Here is a 25,306-nt window from a genome sequence, read left to right as displayed (position 1 = left end):
GAAAGCACGGTCCATTCCGGAAGGGACACCCCATGACGACGACCACGAGTCCGCGCAGGCCGCCCAGGTCGCGGCTGGGCCACGCGTACGGTGAGCAGCTCGTGCGGAACGCGTCGAGAGGCAACCCCACGGCCGCCGCCCTGGAGTCCGACACATTGAAGTTGGCGTACCAGGACCGGTTCCTGAACGGCCCCGCTTTCCTCGGCGAGAGCGAGCTCCGCACCCTCGTGGGAGACCTCCACACCGTCTACGGGCTGCTGCGCTCGCTGCCGGAGCGTGGATTCGGCGGAAGCCTCACCGCACTGGCCGCGGCGGTCGGCCTGGACCCTCTGCAATCGGCGCTGATCACACGGAGCGCCCGGACCGGGTCACTCCTCCCCCTGGGACGGGCGGACCTTTATCACGACGGTGCGGGGTTCAAGCTTCTCGAATTCAATATCACCAGCGCGCTCGGCGGATTCGAGAACGCGGACATCAACCGGGCGATGTTGGCCTATCCACCGCTTGAAGAATTCGTACGGCGGCACGGACTCCGCTACGAGGACACACTGGGCCACATGGTGCGGACCATGTACGCCGAGTGCTCCGCGAACATCCCCACCGACCGGGCCCCCGTCGTCGCCGTGGTGGACACGGTGGAGAACTTCGCTGTCGTGGGACCCCGGTTGCGGGTGTTCGCCGAGAAGCTGGCCGACTTCGGGGTCGAGGGGATCGCCTGCGACCTCGGCGAGATCACGTACCCGAACGGCCGTCCAACCGCCTCGGGCCGAACCGTCGACATCGTCTTCCGGTACTTCCTGCCCGAGGACCTCACCGACCCCACCGCGGCGGCTCAGCTGGAGCCGCTGCTGACCGCGGTCGAGCAGGGCAGGCTGGGCCTGTTCAGCCGACTGGACGCCGAGCTGTACGGCAACAAGGGCACCTTGGCGATGCTCTCCGACGAGCAGCACCGTGACCTGTACGATGCCGCCGAGCTGGCCTGCCTCGACCGGATCCTGCCGTGGACGCGGTATGTGCGCCCCCACGCCACGGACCCTGGGGGCACCCGGGTCGATCTGCTCGCCCACGCCCTGGGTCACCAGCACGAGCTGATTCTGAAGCCGACGCTGCTGCACGGCGGCAACGGAATCACCGCCGGCTGGACGGTGGACCCGTCCGAGTGGGCAAGCAGGGTCACCTCGGCCATGAACGGCCCGTTCGTACTCCAGCGCCGCGTACGTCCCACCGCCGAGCCGTTTCCCGACAGCGCCGGCGGCTTGCGGGAACTCTTCCTCAACTGGGGCGTCTACCTGAGCGCACGCGGCGCCGAGGACGACGGCTACGCGGGAGGCTTCGTACGAGGCAGCGCCGATCCGGCCGTGGGGGTGGTCAGCATGGGCAGCGGCGCTACGGTCGGCTGCGTCTTCCACGGCGGCGACCGCTGATCCCACGCGTCCGAACCCGGTCCGGCGGCACGACACCGCCGGACTTCGTCGTCCGACGGCTCCGCGCAGCGGTCCTGTCCGGGTGATCGCGCCCAACGGCACCACACCGCACATCCCATGACGCTCCCGCGTCGCCGACGACCACGCTCAGGTGGCGCCACGGCCACCCCGTGCGGCTTCCTCGGGTACGTACGCCGCATCGCCCTGACACTCCTGTCCCTTGCGCACACCGACCCGGCGGAGGGACAGCGGCTCGGAGCGGCTCTCCCCTCAGCCGTCCTCCTCGCCACCACGAAGACCCCCGTGCACATGGTCTCTCATGATCTCCTCCACGACTCCGGGCGGCGAGCCACGGCAGAAGGCGTACCTCCGTCGGCGCGGCACCCGTCCGTCGCCTTCACCGATCCGCACGCCTGAAAGCGCCCGTCCCCGGCCACCGTGATGCTCCGGACCGCGGCGCCCGAGGGTCAGGAGTGGGTAGTGCGTTTCAGCCAACTGCACTACGGATCAACGCCCTTGCCGGGCGGGGTCGGTGTATCCGGCACTCGCCCGTCGCCCTTGGGGCACCGGCATCCGACTCCGTCTCAAAAACGTGTGTTCGAAAAGTGCGGGCGGCTCGTTGAGCCCGGCAGCACCCACGCACCGCCTCCCCACCGACCCTCACCGGAGGTCACCATGGGCCCTGCGCCCGCCCCCAGACTCACCGCCCCCAACCCGCTTCTCCATCCCTGCCGGCCGACCGGCCACGGGACGGTCCAACCCTGCCCGAACGCCGTCACCGGCAGTCCGGAACGAAAGGACACCGGGGGCTCCCATGAGTGACACGCCCTCGGACAGCTCGCCGTCCGACGCGCACGTATCGGCTTCCGAGACGCTGCTGTTCGGCGGCGAACTCGCCTACGACACGGGGTGGAGTCAGCACCACGACGCCTGGCTGGAGCTCAGCCTGAAGACGATGGCGCTTACCCTGCCCCGGCAGGTCGCTCTGGCGATCCGGCTCGCGCATCAGGCCGACCGGCGGGCGCTGTACGCGGTCGCGGCCGGCGAGGTCGGGCGGGGACTCGCGCAGGCGGCGTCCTTGGTGACCGTGAACGCATCGCTGGTCGAGCTCCTGGCCCCTGGGCCTATCGAGGAGCGGCTGAGATCGGCGCTGCCGTCGATGATCATGGTGGGGCTGCTCGCCGTGATCGGGTCGGTACTGGCCTCGGTGTCGGCCGCGGCCACCGGAATCCTGGAGCCGAAGACCCAGCGGGTGGCGACCGAGCGGTACCTGGCGCTGGTTGCGCGGGTGGAGCTGGAGGCGGTCGAGGACGACGCCTTCCACCGGCTGATGGACTCCGCGCAGTACGGTGCGGACTCTGCCCGGCGGATGCTGGTGTACTGCGCGGCGGTGGTCACCGCGGCGATCTCGCTGGTCGCCGCCGGTGGTGTGCTGGCCGTACTGCACTGGGCGTTGCTGCCGCTGCTGGCCACGATGGCGGCACCCCGGGCATGGAGCGCGCTGACGATGGCGCGCCACCGGTATGTGAGCTGGCACCGGTTCGTGCAGCACGTGCGCGCCTCGCAGCTGATCAGCCGCCTGCTGATCGACCAGCAGGCGGCCGGCGAGGTCCGTGTCCACGACGTCGGGCCGTTCCTGTTGAAGCACTTCCGGGGCATGGCCCGGACCAGCGAACGGGAGCAGACCCGGCTGGCGAAGATCGGGGTACGCATCACCCTCGGCGCCGACGCCGCCGCCGGGCTGGCGACGCTGACGACGTACGGAGTGCTGGGGCTGCTGCTGTTGCAGGGACAGGTGGCCCTCGCCGTCGCCGGCACGGCGGTGCTGGCGATCCGCACCGGATCCGCGAGCATCACCGATCTCGTGGTGCGCGTCACCGACGTCCAGGGCGAGGCCTTGTTCGTCGCCGACCTGGAAACGCTCTGCGACGAGGCGGCACGGCGCGCCATCCCGACTGGAGGACGGGCCCTTCCGGAAGAGGCCGAGGAGATCCGCTTCGAGAAGGTCACCTTCACCTACCCGGGCTCCGATGCCCCCTCGCTGCACGAGGTGGATCTGGTCATTCCGCGCGGGCGGACGGTGGCCTTGGTGGGCCGCAACGGATCCGGCAAGTCGACGCTGGTCAAGCTGTTGTGCGGGCTTCGGCTCCCGGACGGCGGGCAGATCCTGTGGGGTGGGGTGAGCACGGCCGAGGCCGATCGTGCCCAGCTCTTCGACCGGGTGGCGATGGTCGCCCAGGACTTCTACCGGTGGCCCTTCACCGCCCGGGTGAACATCGGTGCGGGGCGCCCCACCGCGCCCATGGACGACGCGGCCATCGCCCCGGCCGCCGCGTACGCCGGGGCCGACGAGGTCGTCGAGGGCCTGCCCCGGGGGCTGGACACCCTGCTCGCGCGCGGATACAAGGGCGGGCAGGAGATCTCCGGCGGGCAGTGGCAGAAGATGGGCCTGGCTCGCGCCCGCCACCGGCAGGGCCGGGTGCTGATCGTCGACGAGCCGACCAGCGCGCTCGACCCGGCTGCTGAGCAGCGGGTCTTCGACCAGATCCACCAGCTGGCCGAAGCGGGGCAGACCACCGTGCTGATCACTCACCGCCTGCACAGCGTCCGTGAGGCCGACTGCATCTACGTCCTGGACGAGGGCCGGGTCGTCGAGCACGGCACCTTCGCAGAGCTCATGGACCCGGCCACCGGGACCGGCGCGTTCCGGGACGCGTACGAGCTGCAGGCCCGGCAGTTCCGTGCTCCGGCGGTACCGGCCCAGCCGGGGCCGAACGGCACCGGCGTCCGGACGGAGGGTACGGCGGCCTCCTGAGCCGGATCCCCCGCCCCGCTCACCGGTCGGAACAGGAGGCCAGGCGATCCCGCAGGAGGCACCGCCGCCGGACCAGGACACTCTCCGACGCCTCGTCCATGCTCCTTGTGAGGTATCGACACCCCCACCTGCCGGATGATCTTCGATTGGCCCGGCAGGGCACCCGCTCCCCGCCCGGTCCACGAGACCGCCACCGCGTACGTGCGGGCCGTGGCGTGATCATCCGGCTCAACGGGCTGTCCGGCGGCGGGAAGGCACCCTGGCCGCCGAGCTGTGCCGCGCCGCGCCCTGAACGGTTCGTCGATCGTGCCGAAGGAGTTCCATGCCGGGCTGTTCCACGCCTACAGCCTCCGCCGTACCACCACCGCGGCCAGGTTACGCGGCGTCTTCCCCGACGTCTTCGGCGCCGAGGAGGGGCTCGTCGGTGAACTCGTCGCCCTGGCACAGCTGCTCCAAGTCTCCGAACGCGGCGGGCATCCCGGGCTGACCCCTCCCCCTGTTCGGCGCGCCGAACAGCTCACCGGGGTGCCCGCCCCCTGCGTATGACGTCCCTCATCTGCGGAGATGACCTGAGGTCAGCGCACCCTTCCCCGCGCCTTCAACTGTGCCGCAGGCAGTTCGGGGGCCGGAATCGGAGGGCCGTCGTAGCCCTCCACCTCGCCGAAACGGGTGCCGTTCATCCAGTCCTCACGGGCCCGGGCGATCTCCTCGTGGGTGCGTCCGATCCAATTCCAGAACATGACCAGTTCCTCCTCGAACGGCTCGCCGCCCAGGAGCATCAGCCCGGCGTCGGAGACGGCGCGCAGGGGCAGTTCGGTGCGGCCGCAGCCGAGATAGAGCATCGAGCCGGGCAGCACGGAGACGCCGTCGACCTCGGCCTCGCCCGACATGGACAGGACCGCGTACTCGAAGTCGGGATCCAGGGGCAGGCGGGCCTCGGCGCCGCCGGTCAGGGCCACGTCGGCGCCGACGATCGGGGTGTACGCGGTGCCGGGCGAGACCGCACCGTCCAGTTCGCCCAGGATGACGGTGGCGGTCACACCGGGGGCGGTGACGACGGGCAGGTCCGTGTGGTGCTGGAAGTGCGGCTCGATATTGCGGTGCGCTTCCGGGAGGGCCACCCAGAGCTGCGCTCCGTGCAGCAGCCGGGCGTGTTGCTTCGGGCTTTCCTCGGAGTGGCTGATGGCGCGGCCCGAGGTCATCAGACCCAGTTCACGGGGTCGTACCGTCTGCAGGCTGCCGAGACTGTCCCGGTGAAGGACTTCCCCGTCGTGGAGCCAGCTGACGGTCTGGAGGCCCATATGGGGATGCGGCGGGACCTGCATTCCGGGCTCGTCGGCGATGTCGTCGGGGCCGTAGTGGTCCACGAAGGCCCAGGCGCCCACCATGCGCCGGCCCAGATTGGGCAGCAGGCGGCGGACCTCGGTGCCCTCGCCCAGCTGGACGCGGCGGGGGGCGAGAAGCTCACGGACGGGCTCGGCGACGACGAAGCCGCGCCCTCCGCAGACGGAGGGCGTGGCCTGGCGATCGAGATTGCTCATGGCGCTCAACCTATTCCCGTAGGGGCGTGGGGCACCGGGTCCCACGCCAGAATTTTAGTGGAATATTCAACCATTGTGCGGCGTTGTCATCGCTGAACGTACGGCGGGGCGGTCCGGAACCGGCCCGCACCACACGAAGGAGGACACGTGAGCGAGACCGAGACCTACTACGAGTTCGGCACCGCCGCCGACCGGTGGGACCGGGCGCAGATGTTCTTCGAGGCCAAGGAGTACCTGACGGCCGCGCGGATCCTGGGCGGACTCGTCGAGGAAGTGCCGGAGCAGGTCGCTCCGCGCCTGCTGCTGGCCCGCTCCTACTACCACTCCGCCCGGCTGGGGAAGGCGGAGAAGGAGCTCCGGGCCGTCCTCGAGCTCGACCCGGTGGAGAGCTACGCGCACCTGATGCTGGGCCGGACGCTGGAGCGCCAGGGGCGGGCCACCGACGCGGCGCCGCACCTGCGGATGGCCGCCGCCCTCACCGGCGACTTCGGCCCCGGAGCCGCCCGCTCCTGAGCCGCTCCGTGTCACCGGCCGGGCCCTCACCACTCGGTGCGGGCCCGGTCGCCTTTACCCGCCGATCCCCGCATCGGACAATGGGGTCTCCAGGACGAAGGGGTGGGAAATGCGCGGATCCAGGAGCGCCGCTTCAGGCCGGACGCGGTCGGCCGCGCTCATCGGGCTGGCGGTGGCGATTTCGGCCGGCTGTACCGGCGGCGGTGGCGATAGGACCGGGGAGACAGCCGGGCAGACCGCTCGCCCGCCGGGAACCCACAGCTGGACCGGCAAGCCGTGCGATGTCCTCACGGGCGCGGCGCCCGCCGAGGGCTTCACTCTCAGCACCACCACCGACTCCGCCTCCCCCGGCGCCCGGGAGGACATCGGCGAGAACGGTGCCCGGCCGCTCTACCGGCAGACCGGCTGCCTCGCGGACCTGAAGGCCCCCGACGGCACGTTCTGGAAGCTCAGCACCAGGGCCTCGGTGTACGAGGAAACCAAGGCCGCCCGTCACGCGTACCGCGTCAAGAAGGACCTCGACCGTGCCCACGGACGCAGCCCCGAAAAGGTCCACGACGCCGCCTACGCGATACCGGCCGGCAACCAAGGACGCCCCGGCCGCACCCTCCTCCTGTGGAACGGCGACCTCGTGCTCACGGTGTCCGCGTACGCACCGCACGAGAGCACGGAACACGACGTACAGAAGGGCCTCGAACAGATCGTCGGCAACGCGGCACGCCGCACGGAGGACGGCTTACGTGATCACGACGCCTCCTCCCCCACACCATGACAACTCCGCACCCTGCCCACAGCCCCAGCCCCAGATCCCCGGCACCTTGACGCCCGACGCCCGACGCCCCCATGTTCGCCCCCCTGGGCGACCGCACTGACCGGCGGTGCTCGGACCCACCCCGTACTCCTGAGGAGACCACCTCGGCTATGTCCTGCGGGGTGCCCAGCAACTCCGGTGGCCGCTGGGCCTCCATCCTTGCGGCAGAACTCTCGTCCTCGCCGTCCAGGAAGAGGGCGGTGGCGGTCGGCCCCGGTGCCACGGCGTTGACGGGGATGTCCCGGCCGCGCAGCTCACGGGCGAGGATCAGGGTCATCGCCTCGACGACGCCCTCGGTCGCGCCGTACGCGATGTAGCCGGGCAGGGCCAGGGACAGCACCGTGCTGGAGCAGTTGATGACGGCCCCGCCCTCGTGCAGCCGTCGCGCGGCCCGCTGGTCGACCACGAACGTGCCCCGGCGACGGGTGCGGTGCATCCGGTCGAGCACGTCGAGTTCGAGCTCGGCCGACGGGCGAGCTCCATGACCCCCGCCGCGTGCACCACCGCGTCGATGCCGCCGAACGTGGCCTCGGTGACGTCGAAAGTGCCGCGACGGCGACCTCGTAGGCCACGTCCGTCTGCTGGGCGATGGCCTCTCTCGTGCGCCCGTACGTCCGTACGATGCGTCTGTATGTGGGCGTGCGCGCGGTCGGGCTCAGTTCACCGCACTCGCGGTGCGGGGCGTCGCGGCGAGGGTGGCGGGCGCCAGGAGGCGTTCGGTGAGGTGCCCGAAGACGACGCCGAAGACGCTCCACAGCGTCGCCTGCACCGCGAGCGTGGAGAGCCGGAACTCCCACAGCAGACCGGCTGGGAAGTCCTTGCCCACTTCGTCGAAGGAGGGCAGGAAGGCGTAGGCGAGGCCGATCAGCAGAACGAAGCCGGCGGCTGCCGCGACGGTCGCGTTCCAGTTGCCCAGACGAGGAGCGAGCCGTCTGCCGACGATGACGGCGGCGACGGCCAGCAGCACGCTGAGGGCGACCATCAGGAAGAACAGGACGGTGCGCTCGCCGATGGTGTCGGGGTTGCCGACGGCGGGCGGATTGGCCGGGTACTTGAGGAACGGCACCACGTAGACCGTGAGCAGCGCGGCGCCCGCGATCAGCGCCGCGGTGGCCCGGGGGCCGAAGTCGCCGATGCGACCCAGCGCGTAGCAGAACACGAGGGCGGCGATCCCGCCCACGGCGACGCCGAACACAAGAACACCGGTGGCGAGTCCGCCGGTGGCCTGCATGGTGCGGCTGACCAACTCCTCGCCACCGCCGTGGTCATGGCTGTGGGCCTCTTCGAGGGCGATGGCGGCGTCCACCTGGGACTCGCCGAGGAAGTAGGCAACGGCGAACGCGAACGCGGCCGCGACCAGGCCCGCGAGCATGCCGCGTACGAGCAGAGCTCTGACAGATATGGAGTTCACGATGGTTTCCTGATTTCCCATGCTTCCCGCGTCCGCTGATTCCCTGGTTGCTCAGGTGTCTCAGTGGCAGGGGAAGCCGAGCAGGTGACGGCCGTCGTGAACCCACTCGTGGACGCCTTCGCCCGAGATGAGCGCGGTGGCACCCTGTTCGGCGCCGACGAAGTACAGCAGGACGAGCATGAGGATGCCGAAGAAGACCGCCCACGGGGCAATGGCCTTCGCCGAGATCGGGGCGATCGTGGATGCCCCTGTTGCCGGAACGGCGGACTGTGCCATGGCAGAACCTCCTGTGGGAACACGCGTCCCTGTCGTGGTGCCTCGGACGAAGGTGCCGGGTCTGACTTCCCCGCGGATGCGGGTTCACAGTGGCGCGACCGTGCCGGATTCTTGACCGGACTTCCGTCGCACCCTCGTCTTGGTCGACGCGACCATACCGCCTGCGCGCAGGCACCGCCATGGTCCAATCTGCGGAGTCGCGGAGCACGGATCCCTTGGGGCGACAGGACCCTGGAACCCCTGGCGAAGAAATGAGGGCAGGGACATGACCGTACGGGTGATGTTGATCTCACCGGCGATGAACGCCGCGCTGCGGGAGGCCCGCTTCGACGGCGACGCTCCCCTGGACCGGTCCGGTCGGGAGCGCGCGCGGGCAGCGGCCGGCGCGGTGCCGGCGACCGGACTCGCGCTCAGCGGCCCCTCCGAGCGGTGCCGCGAGACCGCCGAGGCGCTCGGCCTGGCGGCGCGGGCCGAACCGGCCCTGGCCGACTGGGATCTGGCGAGGTGGTCCGGCCGCCGCCTCGACGACGTGGCGGCAGCCGAACCCGCGCAACTGACCGCCTGGCTCGGCGATCCTTCGGCGGCTCCGCACGGCGGCGAGTCGCTGCGGAACCTGGTCGGGAGGATCGGAGGGTGGCTGGACTCCCTCGGCGGTCCGGACGCACCTGGCGCGGGCTTCCTGGCCGTGGCCGAGACCGCCGTCGTCCGGGCGGCGGTCGTCCATGGCCTGCGGCTGCCGGCCGAGGCGTTCTGGCGGCTGGACGTCGCCCCGCTGGCCCTGACCGAACTCAGCGGGCGGTCGGACCGGTGGAACGTGGCGCTGGGCCGTCCGCTCACCGCCCCCACGAACGACTGAACGCCGCTGCGCGCCATCGGCCCCCTCGGCCCGCCGATCGTCACCGCGCAGCACCCACACGACACACCGAACCTCTCCGCGCAACGCTCCCCCGGGCCTGCCGGTCGCCGCTGCCAGCCGCTCCCCCGATCGTCACGCCCCCTCGCTCTCCCGCCAGTCGGGCCGGACCAGCACGGCCGTGGCGACGATGTCGTCCTCGATCCGCCACCGCCCGTGCAGCGTCGTCGGCAGGGCCGGGTCCGTGAGGAGCAGACGTGCGGCGAACGTTCCCTCGGCTGCGGTACCTCCCCCAGGCCTGCCTTCGTTGCCACCCGGTCCGTCCGTCAGATGGAACGTCAGGTCAGCCTCGATGAAGTCGAGTTCGATGCCCGTGACCGGATACCAGGTCTTGAAGACGCTCTCCTTTGCGCTGAACAGGACACGGTCCCAGTGGATTTCGTCCGTGCCTTCCGGCGCGGGCGGACCGATCCGCGCACGTTCGGCGGGCAGGGTCACCAACTCCCTTACGCCGACGGGCAGCGGGGCGTGCGGTTCCGCGTCGATGCCCAGCGACAGCACGCCCGTCACGCGGGCCAGCGCGGCCGCCCGGTAACCGTTGCAATGCGTGAGGCTGCCGACGATCCCCTCGGGCCACAGCGGTCGCCCCCGGTGACCGTGGAGCACGGCCACAGGCGGCAGGCCGAGTCCGGCCATGGCGCGCCGGGCGCAGGTGCGGGCCGTCGCGAAGTCGTTCCTGCGTTTGGCCACGCTCTTGGCGATCAGCGCCTCCTCCTCGGGGAAGAGGAATCCGTCGGGGACGGTCTCCGCGCGGGTGGCCGCACAGGAGACGTCGGCAGGCAGCAGTCGCTCGATCACGAGGAGCCTCCGGGGGTGCGCCGCTGTGCGGACGGTTCGACGTCGGTGCGTGCCGGTGGGGCGGGTTCGCCCTCGTAAGGGAGGATCTGCCGCAGCAGGCCGCGCGGGTGTCCCCGCTCGCGCCACTCCCTGGGGTAGCCGATGGAGACCTCCTCGAAGCGCACCCCGTCGTACCAGGTCGTACGGGGGATGTGGAGGTGGCCGTAGACGACGGCGGTGACGTTGAAGCGGCGGTGCCAGTCGGCGGTCAGTTCGGTGCCGCACCACTGGGCGAACTCCGGGTACCACATCACCGACGTGGGTTCCCGGACCAGCGGCCAGTGCCCGGCGAGGACGAGCGGTATCCCGGGGTCGTGCTCCGCGAGCCGGCGTCCGGTCGTGGCGACCCGGGCGCGGCACCAGTCGTCCCGCGTCGGGTAGGGGTCCGGGTGCAGGAGGTATTCGTCGTTGCAGACGATGCCGGACTCGTGCGCGACGGCCAGCGACTCCTCCTTCGTACGCGTTCCCGGGGCGCGGAAGGTGTAGTCGTACAGGAGGAAGAGTGGTGCGATCGCCACCGGTCCGTCCGGGCCCGGCCACAGCGGGAACGGGTCCTCCGGAGTCGTCACTCCAAGGTCCCGGCACATCTCGACGAGGTGGTCGTAACGGGCCTGACCGCGCAGTTGGACCGGATCCTTGGCCAGGGTCCACAGCTCGTGGTTGCCGGGGGTCCAGATCACGTGGGCGAAGCGCTCCGCGAGGAGTCCGAGCGTCCACCGGATGTCTTCCGGCGTCTCCGCCACATCGCCGGCGACGATCAGCCAGTCCGCGTCGGACGTCGGGTGCAGGGACTCCACGATGGACCGGTTGTCGGTCACCGCGGCATGCAGATCGCTCACGGCCAGCAGACGGCCCCCGCCCTGTTGTCGGCTCCCCTCGCCGGGGGCGGGAACGGCGGCGGGAGCACCGTGCGGTGCGGGGTCGCTCGGAGGCGTCATGGGCGCTGGTTTCCCGATCTGTCGGCAGTGGTCCGGCTCCGTCCGCACGGTGGGGAGCCGCTGGGAACGTAGCCTCTCACGCTCCCCTCGCGGTTCCCCCGGGTTTCGGACGGCGGGCACATCGGGCGAGGCCCACCCCAGCGGTGAGGTCTCGTCAGTTATTTTCTCCTCGGCCGGAGTTGAGAGCGTCGCGAGCGCGGCCGGGGCGACGGTGAGGGCGAGGACCTGGAGCAGGGCAGGAGCCTGATGGCGTCACGGGTCCGCTCCAGGGCCGTGAGACCGCTCCCGGCGCCGGTCAGGGTGCCGGTGAGCTCCCGCGTACCGTCCTGGAGATCGGCGACGGTCCGTGAGCCGGCGGAGAGCGCGGCAGGCGGCAGGACCGGCGCGGGGGCGCGGATCCCCACACCGGCCCGAGCGGGTTCGCGGTCGGTTCGGCGATCACTCGCCCCGCTTGTGCGGAATGTCAGCTTCCATGCGTGAATGATGTGATTCAGGAGCTGAGGAGCCCGCTGTGCACTCCGTTCACCTGGCCGTACTGATGACGAGTCACGACCGCCGCGCACGGACTCTGTCCGCGCTGTCCGCCCTTCAGGAGCAGCGCGGGCTCCCCGCCGGTACGACGCTCGGCGTACACCTCGTGGACACCGGTAGCACCGACGGTACGCCGGAGGCGGTCCGACTGCGGCATCCGGCGGTGGAGGTCGTGCCGGTGGGCGCGGACGTCCCCCACAATCTGGCGCTGCGCATCGCGAGCCGCAACAGTCGCAGTGGCGGCGGGGGCGGCGGGGGTACGCCCGGCGGGCCGACCCATTCGTGGACGCATCAGCTCTGGCTCGACGACGGGGTCGAGCTCTTTCCGGACGCCCTCGCGAACCTGTTGCGCACGGCCGGGACGGCCGGGCCCGGGACCGTCGTCGTGGGCGCGGTGCGGAACGCGTACGGGGACACGGTGTACTCCGGCCGGCGGGGCAGGTCTCTGGTCCTCGTCGAGCCCGGCGAGCACCGGCCCGAGCCCTGCGACACATACGACGGGCGCGTGGTCCTGGTGCCCCGTGCCGTGTACGACCTCATCGGGGACCCCGACAAGGTCTTCCGCCACCGGATGGGCGACTACGACCACGGTTGCCGCGCGCGGCGGGCCGGGGTGAGCGTGTTCGTCGCCCCGGGGCATACCGGCGAGTGCGTGGGCGGGCCGGGCGCTCCCGGATCCCGGGAGCCGGGGATCGGCGTCCGGGAGGCACTGCGCCGCGTGACCTCCGTACAGGAGTTGCCGCTCCGCCCGTGGTGGGTGTTCTGCCTGCGGCATACCTGGCCGTGGGCGCCGTATCTGATGCTCTCCCCGTACGCGCGCACCGCGGCCCGCGCCACGCTCGGCCGGTTGCGCGGGTGATCACGGGCCGGGCGGTGTCAGCTTCGCTCGGCGGCGACCGCGGCGGCGGACCGGCCGGTGGGCGGGGGCGGCACGGTGGGATGCCGCACGGCGGTCCTGGCGGTGCCGGAAGACGTGCCCTTCCCGGAAGCCGGGCCTGTGACACCCGGCGCGGAGGCGGCGGAGGGGATCTCGGTGCCGGTGGTGGGCGCCGTGGTGCGCCGGGCGGCGGTACGGGGCGGGGCCGTACGGGGCGAGGCGTACGCCGGAACCCTCAGCAGGGCGAACACAGCTGCCACAGTCCCCGTCAGCGGCAGCAGGAGATACGCGGGGTGCAGCAGTTTCGCGTGCACCAGTACCGCGGCGGTGACGGGCACGGCCGCCCACAGACCCAGGAGCACTGCCGTGCCCGGCACGGTGACGCGGACCCGGCGCAGACGGTGCGCGATGTGGTCGTCCATGTCGCGCAGCAGGGAACGCGCGGCACGGCGGCGGGAGATCAGGACCAGGGCGGTGTCGGCGAGGGCCACCGTCGCCAGGATCGGCAGCGCGGCCCACGCGGCGCGGCCCGACGGGGCGGCCGCCTGGATCAGCGCGCCGGAGGCGGCCAGCGCGAATCCGGTGAACTGCGCACCGGAGGCGCCGAGCCGGAGGCGGGCGGGGTGCCATGTGTGGAGCAGGAAGCCGGCCAGGCCCGCCACCAGGGTCGCGGGAAGCAGAGCGAGGTCGGGGCTCCCGCCGACGGCGGCGCACGCGAGCAGCCCGGCGGCGGTGACCAGGCCGACGGTGGTCAACAGTCCGTCGGCGTGGTCGAGCAGGGCGAACGCGTTGCTGACGAGGACGATCCAGAGCACGGCCGGGACGCTCGCCACAGGTGACAGCCCGGCGAGGCAGACGACGAGGACCGCGGCGGCCGTCTGAACGGGGAGGCGGAGGGCGGCCCGGAACGGCTTCAGGTCATGGACGATTCCCAGGGCGGCGACGACCCCGGCCCCGGCGAGCAGCCCCGCGACGGAGCCCGCGGAGTCGTCCGCCGCGCCGAGCCACAGAGCCCCGCCGGCGGCCGTGCCGACGCCGAGCACGATCGTCGCACCACCTGCCCGGCGCGACGTTTCGGCCCGTGGCGCACGCCCGCCCGATGCGTCCGGGGCGTGGCGGAGCGCCGCACGGCGGGCGACCTTGGCGAGTGCGACCGTGATGAACAGCGCGGCCACACCGGAGGCGATGATCCCCAGCACGTTCACCTGCCCTGCCTTTCCTCGTTCATGACCTGCGGCGCGGGACGCCGGGCGGCCGGTGGAACGGCGGCAGCCCGGTCCCAGTGCGGGTCGGGGGACACGGGACGCCACTCGGGTGGCGTTTCTCCCCAACCTACGGGCTGACGTCCATATTCACCCTAAATAACACGACAAAAGCGACATGTTGTTCTGCTGCCCGACTGCCACCAGATCGCGGGACGGAGAGGGACCGCTGATCACGGCGGCGGGCCGATCGGGGGCAGGCCCAGGCCGCGCAACGCGTCCGCGCGGACCCGGACGACGTACCGACCGTGCCAGTACCAGCGCCCGTCCACACCGACGCCGCAGGCGAGATCGAAGCGGACGGGATTCCCGGAGAGGGGCGTCCAGTCGACGCCTCGATCCCGCAGTCAGGCGCAAGGGGCCGCCGGGGGCCGCGGGCGGCCCGGCAGGGTCCCGTACGACACGACGGCCACCCACTCGGCGCTCGCCCCCTTCTCCGCCCTCTCCCCACGCATGGCGTCACCTCGCGACACGGGTGTCCCGGCCGTCCACGAAGGTCCCGACGATCTCGATGTCCCCAATCCGAGAGGGGTTCACATGGTGCGGGTCGTCACCCAGCACCACCAGGTCGGCGCGCATTCCCGGCGAGAGGGCGCCCACCGAATCCTCCCAGCGGCAGGCGTGGGCACCGGCGACCGTATAGGCCCGCAAGGCCTCGTCGACGGTGACGGCCTCGTCCGGGCCGACGAGGCGGCCCGACCCAGAGGCGCGTTCGACCATGAACTGGATGGCCCGCAGCGGTGAACCGTCCGTGACGGGACGGTCCGAGCTGCCGACGAGGCCGACCCCGTGGTCCAGGAAGCCCCGGCCCCGGTACAGCCAGCCGGCCCGCTCCTCCCCCATCACCGCCGCGTAGTCGTCGCCGAAGGAGCGCAGGAAGCCGGGCTGGACGACCGCGCTCACGCCGAGCCCGGCGAACCGGGGCAACTGGTCGGGGCGGATCAGCCCGGCATGCTCGATGCGGTGGCGCGCGTCCGGGCGGGGGCGCAGCTTCTGGGCCCGCTCCAGGGCGTCCAGGGCGAGATCGGCAGCGCGGTCTCCGATGGCGTGGACGGCGAGCTGCCAGCCGGCGAGGTGGCCGTCGACGATGAGGTCGGCGAGGCGGTCGGGGTCGTCCTGGAAGCAGCCGACGTTGTCGGTCGTGCCTTCGTACGGGGAGGTGAGTGCCGCCGTACGCGCCATCATCCCGCCGTCGGTGTAGATCTTCAGCGCGCCGAGGGACAGCCAGTCGTCGCCGAACCCGGTGCGCAGACCTAGGTCCAGGGCCCGGGGGAACCCGTCGTCGGCATGGGTGTCACGGGGGCGCAGGGTGTCGCCGGAGGCCATGAGCTGGATCCGCAGGGGCAGTCGGCCGCGGTCCCTGAGCAGTTGGTAGGCGCCCAGTTCGACGGGGCTGTGGCCGAGGAGCCCGCCGCCGATGCCCGCCTCGGCGCAGGCCGTTATCCCCTCGTCGAGGCAGGTGCGGGCGGCGAGCTCGATCGCGTCGGCCAGCTCTTCCTGGGAGTAGGGCAGCCGCAGCCGGCGGGCGGTGGTCATGGCGCTCTCGGCGAGAAAGCCGTTCTCGTGCGGCGTCCCGTCCGGCAGGAGCTCCAGCACGGCGGTGTTGACGACACAGGCGTGCCCGGAGTCGTGCATCAGGAAGACTCTGCGGCCGTGGCTGACCCGGTCCAGTTCGGCGGCGGTCAGATGCCGGCCCAGGGCCCGCTGGTCGTACCCGGCGACGTCCACCCAGGCACCGGAAGGGTCCGGACGCCGGGCCGCCGCGTCCACGACGGCGAGGATGTCCTCGACCCGCTCGCACGGGGCGACGCTCGGCGTGCCGGCCTTCAACCCGGCCCAGGCCAGGTGGACATGGCTGTCGATGAAACCGGGCAGCACAGTGGCGCCGCCCAGGTCGACGACCTCACGGGCGGGCAGGGACGTCACGGCCTCGTCCACACCGACGACCCGTCCCCGCCAGATGCCGAGGTCGTGGGCGACGGGGTGCCGGGGGTCCATCGTGAGGATGCGTGCGTTCGTCAGTCGCGTACAGAGCACGGGCAGTCCGTCCGTCGGAGGTTCCGGGGGGGGCTACACAGGCGCGAAATTCCTCGGAGCCGTACGACTGCGAGGGCCTCAGCGCCAGGTTTCCCGGCCGTCCGCCGGAATGTACTGCCGGGGCGCGGCGGGCACCACAGGCCCCCCGAATCGGGCATGGGCCGAGCCCGGCACGGACGGGCATGGGCGGAGCCCGGCACCGTCGGCCGTCAACGCCCTTTCCGCCGCTGGGTTTACGGGCATCCGCCACGTCGACGGAATCAACCGGCCCGGCGGCGAAGCACCGTTGCATTCTTAGGTAAGCCTTGCTTTACTTATGCGTCAGTTGATCGTTCTCCCAAGGAGCAGAGGAGTATGGGAGCATCCCCATGCGGGTCGTCATGTTCGGTCACCGGGCCTGGGAGCACCGCACCCTGCACGCCCTCCTGGACTCCGAGCACGGCGTGGTGACGATGGTGGCGCACCTGGATTCCGCCGCGGCCGCACCGCCTGCCGCGGCACGGCACGCTCACTGTCCACGACTGGCCGCTGCCCGCCCACGCGGGTCTCTCACCGTCGGCCCGGGCGCTCGGCAACGGCGAGCCGGAAGTGGGCGTCACGGACCGCACGACGGACACCACAAGCGCCCCGAAGGGACATCCACATCGACGGGAAGTGGTCGGCCCGGGACCTGAAGCGTCCGGTCCGCGCCCGGTCGGCACCGCATCCGGCCGCCTTCACGTTCCACCGGGGCAGCGTGTCGAGGCCGTCTCCGCCGTCGTGTCCCAGCGGCACCACTGCGGCACCCCGGGCCGCGCCTTCCACCGCGAGGGCGACGCCGTGACCGTCGCCGGAGTCGACGCCCGCCCAGGCCGCGACCACCGCCCGGCGATCACAGCCGTAAGGACCTCGGGCGGCCGCGAGCTGCCCGCGACCGAGTGCTTCACCTCGATGGGCGGCCATCTCACCGGCCGCCCCTGACGATCGGGTCCTACCCATGCGTACCGCACGTGCCCGGCACTACCTCATGTGCCGGCCCACCTACTTCGACGTGGTCTACTCCATCAACCCGTGGATGGACCCGACGAAGCCTGTCGACACTCCGCTGGCCACCGCCCAGTGGGAGCGACTGCGCGAGGTCTACCTGCACCTCGGGCACACCGTCGACACGATCACCCCCGTCCCCGGTCTCCCCGACATGGTCTTCGCGGCCAACGGCGCTACCGTCGTCGACGGGCGAGCCCTGGTGGCCCGGTTCCGCGACGCCGAGCGCATCGCCGAGGGCCCGGCCTACCACGACTGGTTGCGCGACAACGGCTACCCGCAGCCGCGCACGGCCTCGTTCGTCAACGAGGGGGAGGGAGACTATCTCCTGGCCGGCGACTGGCTTCTGGCGGGCACCGGGTTCCGGAGCGATCCCCGCTCCCACGACGAGGCGCAGGAGTACTTCGGACGCCCGGTGATCGGGCTGACCCTCGTCGACCCCGACTACTACCACCTGGACACCGCCCTCACCGTGCTCGACGAGAAGACGCTCGCCTACTATCCGGCGGCCTTCTCCCCCGGCAGCCTTGCCGTGCTGCGGCGGCTGTTCCCGGACGCCCTCCTCGCCTCCGCCGCCGACGCCGCCGCGTTCGGGCTGAACGCGACGTCGGACGGGTACAACGTGGTCCTGCCGCAGAACGCGACGGATCTGGCCGGACAGCTGCGCGAGCACGGGTTCCGCCCGGTCGGCGTTGACATGTCGGAGCTCCTCAAGGCGGGCGGCAGCGTGAAGTGCTGCACCCTGGAGCTGCGCCGGGACGCCTGAGCGGGCGGCCTCCCCGTGGAGACTCCGTGGGGAGGCCGCGGGGGCGTCGATAGCGTGGGCGCATGACCGCCGAGCCGAGGACCTTCCCTCCGCGCCCGCTCTGCGCGGTCAGGGCCGCGTACGCCCTCCAGACCGGCTGCCCGTCCTCCTTCGCCCTGGCGGTGGCGGACTCGAACCCTGGGAGGAGGGGGTGGAGTTCGAGACGGGGGACACGAGCACGGTGCCGGGCTGGTTTGCCACTGTGGTGTCCGAGCCGCACGAGGTCTTCGGCTCCGGCGCCCGTGAGTAACTGGTGGAGCTCGCGACGCTGGACCCCGGGACCACAGCGGCGGTCGCGGTCGTGTCACCGGCCCTGTCGGTTCCGATTCGTCGAGCACCGCAGGCTTCAGGTCCCCGGTGGTCGTCGCGACACCCCGGCTCAGGAAATGCGATGAACTTCGAGATGCGCGAGGAACGCCCGGGTCAAGGGCCGCACCCGAAGGCGGACGGGCCATCGGGAACGGGCCGGCGAGACGGTGGCCTACTGTCCCGAGCGCCCCTCTCCCGTCGTGTCCGGTGAACAGCTGCGCAGTGCCGCAAGGGTGGCATCGAGGCCGGCCCCGCCGGTGCGGTTGTGGGGCAGTTTGGCGAGCATGCCGGCCATGCCGCAGGTGTTGGTGAGGGCGGAGAAGACCAGTCCGGCGGCGATGCCTGCCGAGAGGATCTGGAACGCGGGGTGGACGAGGAGGCCGAGGAGCAGGCCGAGGAGGACCACGGTTCCGGCGGTGAGGCGGACCTGCCGCTCCATGCCCCAGGTCGCACGGGCGTCTTGGGGGCGGTGCAGGTCGTGACCGTCGGCCGCCCAGGCGCTGGTGCCACCACTGAGCGTGGCGGTGGCGATGCCGTTCTCGGCGAGGATCCGGCAGGCGTTCTCCGAGCGGGCGCCGGACGCGCAGACGATCAGGACCTCACCACGGTCCGCGGCCTGCCGAATATCGGCGAGAGCCCGCCGCATCTGGTCCAGAGGGATGTTGAGGGCACCGGGCAGGTGGCCGCCGGCGTACTCACCGGGGGTGCGAACGTCGATGACCGTCAACTCGTAGAGGCGGCTGCGGGTCTCGTGGGTGGTGAAGGCGGCGGGCAGGGTCATGGCGGGTGTCATCCTTTTCTGTCGACGGGGCCCCACCAAGGGGGAGTATATTACCCCTGGGGGTATTTCATGAGGAGTGATGATGGAGCTTGATCTGGCGGGAGCAGAGCTCAAGGCAGTCCTGAACCGGCTGCGCCGGGCGCAGGGGCAGATCTCCGGGGTGATCCGGATGATCGAGGAAGGGCGGGACTGCGAGGAGGTCGTCACGCAGCTGGCGGCAGCGTCGCGGGCGCTGGACCGGGCCGGGTTCGCGATTATCGCCACCGGGCTCCAGCAGTGCCTGACCGAGGTGGAGGACGGCCGGCGTTCGGGTGAGTCCCGGGACGAGATGCGCGCCCGGCTCGAGAAGCTCTTCCTCTCGCTCGCCTGACGCCGGGGTGGCCCGCGTGCTCAGGCGACCACGTCGATGATCATGACGGATGCCACCGCGAACAGTGCGTACGCGAAGACTCTCCGCAAAGTGGCGCCGGAGACCTTCGCTGCCAGCCGTTTGCCGTCCCAGGCCCCGAGGACCGCCGCTCCGGCGAACGGGGCGATCACCTCCCATCGAAGGTCGTCTCCGGTTCCCGATCGGGCCGCGAGGGCGGCGAGGGAATTGACGGTGATGACCAGGAGGCTGGTGCCCACGGCCTGTTTCATCCGCAGGCCAAGGACGCCGACCAGGGCGGGCACGGCGAGGAATCCGCCCCCCACCCCGAGGAATCCCGTCACGGCGCCGAGACCGGCGCCGGTTCCGGCCGCCTTCACAGGCCGCACCCCCTCCTTCGGCTCGGGAGCGGAGGGCCGTAGCATCCGCAGCGCCGCCAAGGCGGCGATCACCGCGAACGCCGTCGTGAGAGCCGCTTCGGGCAGGTCGTCGGCGGCGGCTCCGGCGAAGAACGCCGGGATGACTCCCGCCGCCGCCAGCAGCACGCCGTCTTTCCAGGCGACATGGCCGTATCTGGCGTGCGCGTAGAGGGCGGTGGCCGACGTGACGGTGACGATGATCAGACTGGCCGTGGTGGCCGAGGCCGCCGAGAAGCCGAGCAGGTAGATCAGTGCCGGAACCGCCAGGACACCGCCACCGCCGCCGAGCGCACCGAGCGCCAGCCCGATCACCGTCCCGGCGACGAGGGCGAGAACCAAAGTGGTCACGCTATCGAGCCGCCGTCACCGCGCTCGTCGATCACCGGCAGCCCGGCGGCGGCCCACGCGATCATGCCGCCCTTGACGTCCACCGCGTCCGCTCCCCGCTCGGCGAGAAGCTTCACGGCCTGCTGCGAGCGGTGTCCGCTGCGGCAGATCACCACCAGCGACCTCTCCCGCGCCGCCGCCGGAAGCGGCACGCCCGCGACCAGGGCGGTCAGCGGCGCGTGCACCGCGCCGGGAGTGTGGCCGGTCCGCCACTCGGACTTCTCCCGCACGTCCAGCAGAACGGCTTCGGGCCGCTTTCCGCTGGTGCGGGTGCGCGCCTCGCCCGTGGAAAGGCGCTGTCCACGTCTACGGAAGAGGAACATCGTCGTCACCCTTCCTCGGTGACGACGGTCAGTCCGGCCACGGCCGCGGCGTCGAAACCATCGTCCACGGCGACCACGTCACGTCCCGATGCGACCAGCAGAGACGCGGCGATGCCCGCACGCATACCGCCCGCACAGTGCACCCAGACCGTGCCGTCGGGCACGTCGTCGATACAGCGGTGGATCCGGTGGATCGGGATGTGCACCGATCCCTCGATCCAGCCCTTGGCCCGTTCGGATGTGCGGCGTACGTCCAGCACGACGATCCGGTCCCTTTCCTGACCGGCCAGTTCGGCGAATGTGGCACGGGGAAAGGATGCGACGCTCTCGCCGGCGCGAAGCCAGTCCGCAGGACCGCCGGTCGCGGCGGCCGCCGGCCGGTCGATGCCGACACGCACCAGCTCCCGCTGGGCTGCGCCGAGTTGCTCGGCCGATTCGGCAAGCAGGGTCACCGGCTTGCCCCACGGGATCAACCAGGCGAGGTACGTGGCGAGCTTGCCGTCCGCCTCGAAGTTGAACGCCCCCGCGACATGCCCCTCGGCGAAAGCGACGCGGTTACGAAGATCCACCACCCACTCCCCCGCCGCGAGCCGCGCGGCGATGTCGTGCGGGTCGGCCACGGCCGGCGCGGTCAGGTCCACGGGTACGGGCCCGGCCGCGTTGGCAGGGCTCATGTGCGCGTAGTACGCGGGCACGTCCTCCAGTCCCGCCAGCAGCTCGGCGACGAAGGTGTCCACGTCCATGGTGAGAGCCGGATTGGCCGCCTTCTCCTTGCCGATCGTGGTTGCCTCTCCGTCGGCCTGGGCGGACGAGCAGAAGCTGCCGAACCCATGGGTCGGCAGCACCTCGGTCCCATCGGGCAGGGCGTCCGCGAGGCGGCGGGCGGAGGCGTGCTGGGCACGGGCCAGCTCCTCGGTGAGCCGCGGCTCCACGAGATCGGGCCGCCCCACCGTACCGATGAGAAGAGAACCGCCGGTGAACGCGGCGACGGGCCTGCCCGCCTCGCTCAGCACGTACGACATGTGGTGCGGCGTATGCCCGGGAGTCGCCACCGCGCCCAGGGTCAGCTCCGCGCCGATGACGACGGTGTCGCCGTCGGACACGGCGGTCCGGGCGAACGAAACGTGTGCGCCGGCCGGAACGTGGTAAGCGGCTCCGGTGATACGGGCCAGCTCAAGACCGCCGGTCACATAGTCGTTGTGGATGTGCGTCTCGACCACATGAGTGATCGCCACACCACGTCGGGCCGCGGCGGCCAGCACCCGGTCGATGTCACGCGGCGGATCCACCGCGACCGCCGCCTGCCGACCACCGGCCAAGTAGCTGCGGTTGCCCAAACCTTCCAGTTCGATGGCTTCAACGAAGAACACGGGAGTCTCCCTCCAACGAAAAATTACCCCCGGGGGTATGCAATTCACCGTAACACCTTTACCCCCGGGGGTATATTTCGAGGCCTGGCGGCCACGACGGACGAGCCGGGGCCGCCGGGCCGCCCTCAGCGAGCCGGCGAGGCGGAGCACCCTGCCCCACGACCGCAGCGCGAACCCCGACGGCACGTTCGAGGGGGCTACGGAGGCCGTCCCGCAACGCCCTGTCCGATCAGGGTTTCGGCGTACCGACGGCGATCGACGTACAGGCAACGCCGAAGGCAGAGCTCGACCACGCCATGGAGCCGCACCAGATCCTCGGAGCCCGCGATTCGCCCCTGACGCACCAGGCACCGGAGGTGGACCGGTCGATCGGGCCGCTGCTGCCCCACAACGTCGCGGCGCGGAGTGAGCGCGACCCTGCACGCGTACAGGCGATCGATCCGACCACCGTGGTCACGCTGACCGGTCCCACGTGCACGGTGCGCCGGGTACGGCTTCTCCAGGCAACGGCTTTCCCCAGTTCAGAGCTGGGGATGGCCCCCGTATCGACCAGCCTGTTGCCCGGATGGTTCAGCGGGCCCCGGACGGCGAGGCTGGACGGGTAGGGATCCACCGAGCAAGGGAACCATCTGTGTTCAGCCTCAAGCCACTGCGCCGTCGTACTGCTCCCCGGATGGCTGCCGTTGGTGCTCTCGCCACTGCCTTCACGGTCGGCATGACCGGGGCCGCCGGGGCCATCGTCAACGGGTCGGACTCCACCGAGAAGTACCCCTTCATGGCAACCATCCCGGAGTCGGCTCCGAAGCACGGACTTCTCGACGGGACCTGCGGGGCGTCACTGATCGAGGAACGGTGGGTACTGACGGCGGCCCACTGCGTGAAGGGCGACGGCCTCGAACTGGACGGCATCGTGCGCGTAGGCAGCGACCACCGCAAGTCCGGCGGCACGGTTCGGAAGATCGACGGGGTGTACATCCACCCCGGTTATGTGAACGGCGGCGGTAAGGCCGCCAACAAGAACGACATGGCGCTGATCCGGCTGGACCGCCCGGTCGAGCAGAAGCCCATCAAGATCGCCGCCGAGGCCGGAAAGCCCGGCGCCCCGACCCGATTGCTCGGCTTCGGCACCACCAGCGACACCACGCTCAAGTTCCCGGACCGGCTCCAGGAGTTGAACACGCGCAGGGGCGCCGCGTCAGAGTGCGCGCCCGGCTACGCGGACACGACGCGGCTGTGCACCATCGCCACCGTGCCCAACTCCATGGCGTGCTTCGGAGACTCCGGCGGGCCGCAGGTCGTGAAGGGCCGGGAAGGCCGCTGGGAGCTGATCGGCATCACGTCCGGGCCCGGAGCCCCGAACGTGCCGTGCTCGCAGGGCCCCGGCCTCTACAGCAGCGCACCCGCATACGCCGGCTGGATCGACAAGACCATGAAGGCCAACAGCGCCCGGCCGATCGCGAGCGAGGAGACAGACCTCGCCGACACCGGCACGAACGACGGCACCGCGACAATCGCTGGTGTGGCCACCGCGCTGACATTCACCGGTGCCGCCACAACCTTCGCGGTACGCCGCCGCAAGACCCACCGCACCGCCTGAGGATGCCTTGGCTGCCCCGACCGGCCCGGGTCCTGGTGCCACGCGGAGGCATGGGGCTGAGCGGGTGGCCGGAATCCGCTGCGATGTCACGCCATGCCCGGGGCGGGCGAGGGCGCTCATCGGCCGTCGGCCGCGACCGTCGCCGTGGACCGGAAGTGCAGCTGAGCGCCGTCACTGGGAGGCCCGGACCGCCCGTGGCGTGCGGCGGATGCGTGGGACAGCGGGCGGTAGTGAGCGAGGTGAACCGAGTTCGAATTCGGTCGTTCCGGAGATCAGGCTGCCAAAGGGGCACCGGAACCGGAGGATTGGGCTGCGGTGCGGGCTCTTCTGCCTGCCTGGGACAGACGAAACGCCCATGCACGTGTACGTCAATGTCATTGACGAGAGCAGGAGTGTCCGGATGGCCCGATTGCGCATCTCCCGATCTGTGTCCCTCGCCGCCACGGCGGCGACCGCTCTGCTCCTCCTGGGTTCGGTACCCATGGCGGTGGCCACACCCTCCGAACTGCTGCCGACCGCACGGCTGCTCCCGATTCCGCCGGGAGGGCTCCACAGTTTCGTCAAGGGGCTGAACAGCAGCGGCAGGGTCATCGGCGAGTACTACGGGGAGGGATCCGACGGGCCACTCGCGATCAGGTGGCAGGCCGGCCGCTCCGGCTACACCCTCCTGGCGCCGCTGACCGGTGAGAAGTTCAGCCGCACGACCGCACTCAGCGACGCCGGATGGGTGGTCGGCATCTCCTACGACGGGCTGTCCGACGTCCACCCCGTTCGCTGGACACCGGGCGGCACCCCGACCCGGTTGGCGCTCCCCGGCGGATCTCGCAGCGGCAACGCGTCGGCCGTCAACAACGCCGGGGTCGCGGTCGGCGACGCCCAGGAGGAGAACTCCCTTTCCCGCCCCCTGCGCTGGCGGCCCGACGGCAGCAGGACCGTCCTGCCCGTGCTGCCCGGCGACAGCAGCGGAACCGCGGCGTCGATCAACAACGCGGGCACGGCGGTCGGATGGTCCGAGCAGAGCGATGTCTCCGGTGGCCCCGCCCACCCCGTGCGCTGGACCGCGGCGGGTGTCGTGAGCGCACTTCCCCTCCCTCCGGGGTTCGCCGGGGCCCGGACGAGCCACATCACCGACAACGGCATGGTGTTCGGTCACGGGCGGCTTGCCGGGAGCACGGCGTACGACCGGGTCCTGGTGTGGGCGGCCGACGGCACCGTCCGCGACGCCGGGCGCGGGCGGGGATACGACGTCAACCGGGCGGGCACCGCCGTGGGGGCTTCATTGGAGGACTCCCCGGACGGCGACCCGGCCCGGTGGAACGCGAACGGCACGCGGACACTGCTCGCCAATCCGGCGGAAGCGGCAGGGGAGGTGCTGGCCATCAACAACCGGGGCACGGCCGTCGGGTACGCGTGGCCGCCGGCTGGTAACCCCGCTTTGGACAAGGCCCTGTTGTGGAAGCCCGATGGCACGGTCGTCCCGCTGCCGCCGTCGCCTCTCGGCCCCTACGCCGCGGCGTTCGCTGTCAACGACGCCGGAGTGATCGCCGGATTCGCCGTCGGTACCGACGGCGCGGGTAACGCGACGACCTGGCGCGCGACCGTCTGGAAGCGCTGACATCCGCCGCTGCCTCGACGGGAGCTCCGGTAAGGGGCGGACTTCGCTTTCCGCCTGGTTTCCTCCCGCGTGGGTGCGGGAGGAAACCAGGCGGAGCGTGACCGTTCGGCGGTCCGTGCCGGGC

General features: G+C 71.4%; 24 protein-coding genes and 2 pseudogenes. 14 read left to right on the top strand and 12 right to left on the bottom strand.

Annotation, left to right across the window (positions count from 1 at the left end):
- Positions 1-32: 32 nt before the first annotated feature.
- From ACZ60Q_RS11995 to ACZ60Q_RS11980, 4 genes are all read left to right on the top strand, one after another.
- A complete protein-coding gene (locus tag ACZ60Q_RS11995; RefSeq protein ID WP_469632017.1) occupies positions 33-1,424 on the top strand; it encodes a hypothetical protein in 1,392 nt (463 codons plus the stop codon).
- A 117-nt stretch (positions 1,425-1,541) separates the two neighbouring features.
- On the top strand, positions 1,542-1,841 hold the full coding sequence (locus ACZ60Q_RS11990) for a hypothetical protein (protein ID WP_469632016.1): 300 nt from the start codon (positions 1,542-1,544) through the stop codon (positions 1,839-1,841).
- 397 nt (positions 1,842-2,238) lie between these two features.
- The gene (locus tag ACZ60Q_RS11985) at positions 2,239-4,239 is read left to right on the top strand and encodes an ATP-binding cassette domain-containing protein (RefSeq protein ID WP_469632013.1); all 2,001 of its coding nucleotides are present in this window, start codon (positions 2,239-2,241) and stop codon (positions 4,237-4,239) included.
- Between the two features lie 273 nt (positions 4,240-4,512).
- A complete protein-coding gene (locus ACZ60Q_RS11980) occupies positions 4,513-4,785 on the top strand; it encodes a hypothetical protein (RefSeq protein ID WP_469632011.1) in 273 nt (90 codons plus the stop codon).
- A 29-nt stretch (positions 4,786-4,814) separates the two neighbouring features.
- Here ACZ60Q_RS11980 and ACZ60Q_RS11975 read toward each other — a convergent pair whose 3' ends face one another.
- Positions 4,815-5,780 (bottom strand): pirin family protein, encoded by a 966-nt coding sequence (locus ACZ60Q_RS11975; protein ID WP_469632009.1) that lies wholly within the window; start codon positions 5,778-5,780, stop codon positions 4,815-4,817.
- 147 nt (positions 5,781-5,927) lie between these two features.
- Between ACZ60Q_RS11975 and ACZ60Q_RS11970 the strand changes: the two genes are divergently transcribed.
- Together ACZ60Q_RS11970 and ACZ60Q_RS11965 are read left to right on the top strand one after the other, a co-directional pair.
- Positions 5,928-6,293, top strand: coding sequence for a tetratricopeptide repeat protein (locus ACZ60Q_RS11970; RefSeq protein WP_469632006.1), 366 nt, complete (start codon positions 5,928-5,930; stop codon positions 6,291-6,293).
- Positions 6,294-6,402: 109 nt separating this feature from the next.
- Positions 6,403-7,065 (top strand): hypothetical protein, encoded by a 663-nt coding sequence (locus ACZ60Q_RS11965; protein ID WP_469632003.1) that lies wholly within the window; start codon positions 6,403-6,405, stop codon positions 7,063-7,065.
- A 133-nt stretch (positions 7,066-7,198) separates the two neighbouring features.
- On the opposite strand, the pseudogene ACZ60Q_RS11960 reads toward ACZ60Q_RS11965, so the two are convergent.
- From ACZ60Q_RS11960 to ACZ60Q_RS11950, 3 genes and pseudogenes are all read right to left on the bottom strand, one after another.
- Positions 7,199-7,700, bottom strand: a pseudogene (locus ACZ60Q_RS11960) (SDR family oxidoreductase); the annotation flags it as partial.
- 59 nt (positions 7,701-7,759) lie between these two features.
- Complete coding sequence (locus ACZ60Q_RS11955) at positions 7,760-8,515, bottom strand: CbtA family protein (RefSeq protein WP_469632000.1); 756 nt, start codon at positions 8,513-8,515, stop codon at positions 7,760-7,762.
- 60 nt (positions 8,516-8,575) lie between these two features.
- Complete coding sequence (locus ACZ60Q_RS11950) at positions 8,576-8,791, bottom strand: CbtB domain-containing protein (RefSeq protein ID WP_365083280.1); 216 nt, start codon at positions 8,789-8,791, stop codon at positions 8,576-8,578.
- A 265-nt stretch (positions 8,792-9,056) separates the two neighbouring features.
- Between ACZ60Q_RS11950 and ACZ60Q_RS11945 the strand changes: the two genes are divergently transcribed.
- Positions 9,057-9,647: a histidine phosphatase family protein gene (locus ACZ60Q_RS11945; RefSeq protein ID WP_469631998.1), complete on the top strand. Its 591-nt coding sequence runs from the start codon at positions 9,057-9,059 to the stop codon at positions 9,645-9,647.
- Positions 9,648-9,779: 132 nt separating this feature from the next.
- Here the strand turns inward: ACZ60Q_RS11945 and ACZ60Q_RS11940 are convergent, their stop codons facing one another.
- The gene (locus ACZ60Q_RS11940; RefSeq protein ID WP_469631995.1) at positions 9,780-10,502 is read right to left on the bottom strand and encodes a 4'-phosphopantetheinyl transferase family protein; all 723 of its coding nucleotides are present in this window, start codon (positions 10,500-10,502) and stop codon (positions 9,780-9,782) included.
- Positions 10,499-11,479: a metallophosphoesterase family protein gene (locus ACZ60Q_RS11935; protein ID WP_469631992.1), complete on the bottom strand. Its 981-nt coding sequence runs from the start codon at positions 11,477-11,479 to the stop codon at positions 10,499-10,501. Before ACZ60Q_RS11935 ends, ACZ60Q_RS11940 begins: the two co-directional genes overlap by 4 nt.
- Positions 11,480-11,990: 511 nt before the next feature.
- Here ACZ60Q_RS11935 and ACZ60Q_RS11930 point away from each other — a divergent pair.
- Positions 11,991-12,869: a glycosyltransferase family 2 protein gene (locus tag ACZ60Q_RS11930; protein ID WP_469631989.1), complete on the top strand. Its 879-nt coding sequence runs from the start codon at positions 11,991-11,993 to the stop codon at positions 12,867-12,869.
- Positions 12,870-12,886: 17 nt separating this feature from the next.
- Here ACZ60Q_RS11930 and ACZ60Q_RS11925 read toward each other — a convergent pair whose 3' ends face one another.
- On the bottom strand, positions 12,887-14,092 hold the full coding sequence (locus ACZ60Q_RS11925; protein ID WP_469631987.1) for an MraY family glycosyltransferase: 1,206 nt from the start codon (positions 14,090-14,092) through the stop codon (positions 12,887-12,889).
- Positions 14,093-14,608: 516 nt separating this feature from the next.
- The gene (locus ACZ60Q_RS11920; protein ID WP_469631984.1) at positions 14,609-16,186 is read right to left on the bottom strand and encodes an amidohydrolase; all 1,578 of its coding nucleotides are present in this window, start codon (positions 16,184-16,186) and stop codon (positions 14,609-14,611) included.
- Between the two features lie 368 nt (positions 16,187-16,554).
- Between ACZ60Q_RS11920 and ACZ60Q_RS11915 the strand changes: the two are divergent.
- Together ACZ60Q_RS11915 and ddaH are read left to right on the top strand one after the other, a co-directional pair.
- Positions 16,555-17,146, top strand: a pseudogene (locus tag ACZ60Q_RS11915) (hypothetical protein).
- 16 nt (positions 17,147-17,162) lie between these two features.
- The gene (ddaH, locus tag ACZ60Q_RS11910; protein ID WP_469631981.1) at positions 17,163-17,975 is read left to right on the top strand and encodes a dimethylargininase; all 813 of its coding nucleotides are present in this window, start codon (positions 17,163-17,165) and stop codon (positions 17,973-17,975) included.
- A gap of 520 nt (positions 17,976-18,495) precedes the next feature.
- On the opposite strand, the gene ACZ60Q_RS11905 is transcribed toward ddaH, so the two are convergent.
- Complete coding sequence (locus ACZ60Q_RS11905) at positions 18,496-19,104, bottom strand: rhodanese-like domain-containing protein (RefSeq protein ID WP_469631980.1); 609 nt, start codon at positions 19,102-19,104, stop codon at positions 18,496-18,498.
- Positions 19,105-19,186: 82 nt separating this feature from the next.
- Between ACZ60Q_RS11905 and ACZ60Q_RS11900 the strand changes: the two genes are divergently transcribed.
- On the top strand, positions 19,187-19,474 hold the full coding sequence (locus ACZ60Q_RS11900; RefSeq protein ID WP_032791887.1) for a metal-sensitive transcriptional regulator: 288 nt from the start codon (positions 19,187-19,189) through the stop codon (positions 19,472-19,474).
- A gap of 20 nt (positions 19,475-19,494) precedes the next feature.
- Here ACZ60Q_RS11900 and ACZ60Q_RS11895 read toward each other — a convergent pair whose 3' ends face one another.
- Genes ACZ60Q_RS11895 through ACZ60Q_RS11885 form a run of 3 tightly spaced genes read right to left on the bottom strand, consistent with a single transcriptional unit; the run spans position 19,495 to position 21,970 of the window.
- Entirely contained in the window at positions 19,495-20,238 is a 744-nt protein-coding gene (locus ACZ60Q_RS11895) for a sulfite exporter TauE/SafE family protein (RefSeq protein ID WP_469631978.1), read from the bottom strand.
- On the bottom strand, positions 20,235-20,600 hold the full coding sequence (locus tag ACZ60Q_RS11890; protein ID WP_469632736.1) for a rhodanese-like domain-containing protein: 366 nt from the start codon (positions 20,598-20,600) through the stop codon (positions 20,235-20,237). The genes ACZ60Q_RS11895 and ACZ60Q_RS11890 overlap by 4 nt, the downstream gene beginning before the upstream one ends.
- A 5-nt stretch (positions 20,601-20,605) precedes the next feature.
- Positions 20,606-21,970, bottom strand: a complete 1,365-nt coding sequence (locus ACZ60Q_RS11885; protein ID WP_469631976.1) for a rhodanese-like domain-containing protein — start codon at positions 21,968-21,970, stop codon at positions 20,606-20,608.
- 74 nt (positions 21,971-22,044) lie between these two features.
- Between ACZ60Q_RS11885 and ACZ60Q_RS11880 the strand changes: the two genes are divergently transcribed.
- The 3 genes from ACZ60Q_RS11880 (at position 22,045) to ACZ60Q_RS11870 (ending at position 25,182) form a co-directional block, all read left to right on the top strand.
- The gene (locus ACZ60Q_RS11880) at positions 22,045-22,575 is read left to right on the top strand and encodes a DUF302 domain-containing protein (RefSeq protein WP_469632733.1); all 531 of its coding nucleotides are present in this window, start codon (positions 22,045-22,047) and stop codon (positions 22,573-22,575) included.
- A gap of 68 nt (positions 22,576-22,643) precedes the next feature.
- Positions 22,644-23,567 (top strand): S1 family peptidase, encoded by a 924-nt coding sequence (locus ACZ60Q_RS11875; RefSeq protein WP_469631973.1) that lies wholly within the window; start codon positions 22,644-22,646, stop codon positions 23,565-23,567.
- Between the two features lie 400 nt (positions 23,568-23,967).
- Positions 23,968-25,182, top strand: coding sequence for a hypothetical protein (locus ACZ60Q_RS11870; RefSeq protein ID WP_469631970.1), 1,215 nt, complete (start codon positions 23,968-23,970; stop codon positions 25,180-25,182).
- The last annotated feature ends 124 nt before the right edge of the window (positions 25,183-25,306 follow it).

It is taken from the genome of Streptomyces sp. NPDC104313 (genome assembly GCF_055583985.1).
Note: the sequence above shows the minus strand (reverse complement) of the source record. Positions and strands in the feature narration are given on the sequence as shown.